Annotated in this window: 2 protein-coding genes and 1 rRNA gene; all 3 read left to right on the top strand. The window is 66.1% G+C overall.

The window, feature by feature from the left end; all coding sequences use genetic code 11:
• Positions 1 to 91: ribosomal RNA gene (gene rrf, locus ACFC0D_RS38300) — 5S ribosomal RNA — on the top strand; the annotation flags it as partial.
• 145 nt (positions 92 to 236) lie between these two features.
• Positions 237 to 845 carry a CDP-alcohol phosphatidyltransferase family protein gene (locus ACFC0D_RS38295; RefSeq protein ID WP_376446678.1) on the top strand — a complete coding sequence of 203 codons (609 nt, stop codon included), beginning with the start codon at positions 237 to 239 and terminating at the stop codon, positions 843 to 845.
• Between the two features lie 116 nt (positions 846 to 961).
• Entirely contained in the window at positions 962 to 3,457 is a 2,496-nt protein-coding gene (locus tag ACFC0D_RS38290) for a sugar phosphate nucleotidyltransferase (protein WP_376446676.1), read from the top strand.
• Positions 3,458 to 3,598: the final 141 nt, after the last annotated feature.

Here is a 3,598-nt window from a genome sequence, read left to right as displayed (position 1 = left end):
GCCCGGTTACATTCCGAACCCGGAAGCTAAGCCTTTCAGCGCCGATGGTACTGCAGGGGGGACCCTGTGGGAGAGTAGGACGCCGCCGAACAATCTTTAGCCTCAACCCCCGGACCTTGTCCGGGGGTTGAGGCATTTTTGCGTTCAGGGGACAACGGACCCCTGTGCACAGGCCCGTCATGGCTGAGGGTAAGGTCAGGGGGCATCATTGGCACGTTCCCACAGGAGGCCCCCGGGTGGAGGTCCAGGAGACTCGCGTTCAGACGGACCGGGTCCTCACCATCCCCAACATCCTGAGCATGGCTCGCCTCGTCGGCGTGCCGCTCTTCCTGTGGCTGATTCTGCGACCCGTGTTCGGCGGTCCGAACAGCGATGGCTGGGCCTTGCTGGTGTTGATGCTGAGCGGCGTCAGCGACTATCTCGACGGCAAGCTCGCTCGGCGCTGGAACCAGGTCAGCAGCCTGGGCCGACTCCTCGATCCGGCTGCCGACCGGCTCTACATCGTTTCCACGCTGGTGGGCCTCACCTGGCGGGAGATCCTGCCACTCTGGCTGACTCTCGCGCTTTTCGCCCGTGAGCTGATGCTGCTGGTGATGGTGGGTATCCTCCGCCGGCACGGCTATCCCCCGCCGCAGGTGAACTTCCTCGGGAAAGCTGCGACATTCAACCTGATGTACGCGTTCCCCTTGCTCCTGCTCAGTGACGGAACGGGCTGGCTTTCGTCACTCGCTGAAGTTTTCGGGTGGGCCTTCGCCGGATGGGGTACAACTCTGTATTGGTGGGCAGGGATCCTCTACGTGGTCCAGGTCCGTCGACTCGTCAAGGCGGATACCGCGGCCGATTGAGCCCGTCTGTCCTGTGCCGTGCAACGTCGCCGGCATGCACGAGGACGCCCGAGGGCCACTGAACAGACAGGTGAAGTCGGCAGGACCGTCGTCTCTTCAAGGAGGACGCTTCCGACATGAAGGCCGTCGTGATGGCCGGTGGCGAAGGTACGCGACTTCGCCCGATGACCTCAAGCATGCCCAAGCCTCTCCTGCCGGTGGCCAACCGGCCGATCATGGAGCACGTCCTGCGACTGCTCAAGAGGCACGGTCTCACCGAGACCGTCGTCACCGTGCAGTTTCTCGCCTCGCTCGTCAGGAACTACTTCGGTGACGGCGAGGAGCTCGGAATGGAGCTCACGTACGCCAATGAGGAGAAACCTCTCGGCACCGCGGGGAGTGTGAAGAACGCCGAGGAGGCATTGAAGGACGATGCCTTCCTCGTCATCTCGGGAGACGCACTCACCGATTTCGACCTCACCGATCTGATCGCCTTCCACAAAGAGAAGGGCGCCCTTGTCACCGTCTGTCTGACGCGTGTGCCGAATCCGCTGGAATTCGGCATCACGATCGTCGACGAGGAAGGACAGGTGGAGCGTTTTCTCGAGAAGCCGACCTGGGGACAGGTCTTCTCGGACACGGTGAACACGGGCATCTACGTGATGGAGCCCGAGGTCTTCGACTACGTCGAGGCCGACACCTCCGTCGACTGGTCGGGTGATGTCTTCCCGCAGCTCATGAAGGAAGGCAAGCCGATCTACGGCTATGTCGCCGAGGGCTACTGGGAGGACGTCGGTACCCACGAGAGCTACGTCAAGGCGCAGGCCGACGTGCTCGAAGGAAAGGTCCAGGTCGAGCTCGACGGCTTCGAGATCTCGCCCGGTGTGTGGGTGGCGGAAGGCGCGGAGGTCTCTCCCGACGCCGTCCTCCGGGGGCCGTTGTACATCGGGGACTACGCGAAGGTCGAGGCGGGAGCCGAGATCCGCGAACACACCGTCATCGGCTCGAACGTGGTCGTGAAGAGCGGCGCTTTCCTTCACAAGGCCGTCATTCACGACAACGTCTACATCGGGCAGCAGAGCAATCTGCGTGGCTGCGTGATCGGGAAGAACACCGACATCATGCGGGCCGCCCGGATCGAGGACGGTGCCGTCATCGGCGACGAGTGCCTCGTCGGTGAGGAATCGATCGTTCAGGGGAACGTCCGCGTCTACCCCTTCAAGACCATCGAGGCCGGCGCCTTCGTCAACACCTCGGTCATCTGGGAGTCCCGCGGGCAGGCCCACCTCTTCGGGGCACGCGGGGTCTCCGGGATCCTCAACGTGGAGATCACGCCCGAGCTGGCGGTACGGCTCGCAGGGGCGTACGCCACGACGTTGAAGAAGGGCGCGACCGTCACCACCGCGCGTGACCGCTCCAGGGGTGCCCGCGCCCTGAAACGTGCGGTGATCTCGGCGCTCCAGGCCAGCGCCATCGACGTACGCGACCTGGAGAACGTACCTCTGCCGGTGGCACGACAGCAGACCGCTCGCGGAAGCGCCGGCGGGATCATGCTGCGGACCACGCCCGGAGTGCCGGACTCCGTGGACATCATGTTCTTCGACGAGCGCGGTGCGGACCTGTCGCAGGCCGGGCAGCGCAAGCTGGACCGGGTCTTCGCACGGCAGGAGTACCGGCGGGCGTTCCCTGGCGAGATCGGTGACCTCTCCTTCCCGGCGAGCGTCTTCGACTCGTACACCGGGTCGTTGCTGCGGAACGTGGACACGTCCGGGATCGCCGAGGCCGGGCTGAAGGTCGTCGTGGACGCCTCCAACGGCAGCGCGGGACTCGTTCTGCCGAGCCTCCTCGGCCGGCTGCAGGTGGATTCGCTGGTGATCAATCCGGGGCTCGACGAGTCGAGGCCCACGGAGTCTGCGGAGACCAGGCGGGCCGGGCTCGTGCGGCTCGGGGAGATCGTGGCGTCGGCGCGGGCCGCGTTCGGGGTGCGCTTCGACCGGGTGGGTGAGCGGCTGTCGCTCGTCGACGAGCGGGGCCGGATCATCGAGGACGACCGCTCGCTCCTGGTCATGCTCGACCTGGTGGCCGCCGAGCGGCGCTCCGGACGGGTGGCTCTTCCGGTGACGACCACGAGGATCGCCGAGCAGGTCGCCGCGTACCACGGCACGCAGGTGGAGTGGACGACGACGTCGCCCGACGATCTGACCAGGGTCGGCCGCGAGGAGTCGACGATCTTCGGCGGCGACGGTCGTGGCGGGTTCATCATTCCGGAGTTCAGCAGCGTCTTCGACGGTGCCGCCGCGTTCGTACGGCTCATCGGTCTGGTGGCGCGTACTCAGCTCACGCTGAGCCAGATCGACGCACGTATCCCGCGGGCGCATGTCCTGCGGCGGGACGTCGCGACGCCGTGGGCCGTGAAGGGGCTCGTGATGCGCCGGGTGGTGGAGGCGGCCGGGGACCGTTCGGTGGACACCACCGACGGGGTACGGGTCGTGGAGGCGGACGGTCGCTGGGTGATGGTCCTGCCCGACCCGGCCGAGGCCGTCACCCATCTGTGGGCCGAGGGGCCGGACGACTCCTCCGCCCAGGCCCTGCTCGACGAGTGGTCGAACGTGGTCGAGAGCGCAGGTCACTGACGGTTGGGGCGGAAGTGGCGGGAGGTGTTATTAGGCGGGCACACCGCACATCCGGGGGGGCCTTACGCGGGTGGACCCCCCACCAGGGAAGAGTTTGGGCCTTTTGAAGGAGCACCCCGGTATGAGAGACGGGTAACACCC

Source organism: Streptomyces sp. NPDC056222 (assembly GCF_042264065.1).
Taxonomy (GTDB): Bacteria; Actinomycetota; Actinomycetes; order Streptomycetales; family Streptomycetaceae; genus Streptomyces.
The sequence above is the reverse complement of the archived record's forward strand: the minus strand, read 5'-3'. Positions and strand labels throughout refer to the sequence as shown.

Bases quoted from the DNA above. Each gene is read 5' to 3' on its own strand.
- ACFC0D_RS38290 (WP_376446676.1), top strand. From the start codon at position 962: ATGAAGGCCGTCGTGATGGCCGGTGGCGAAGGTACGCGACTTCGCCCG.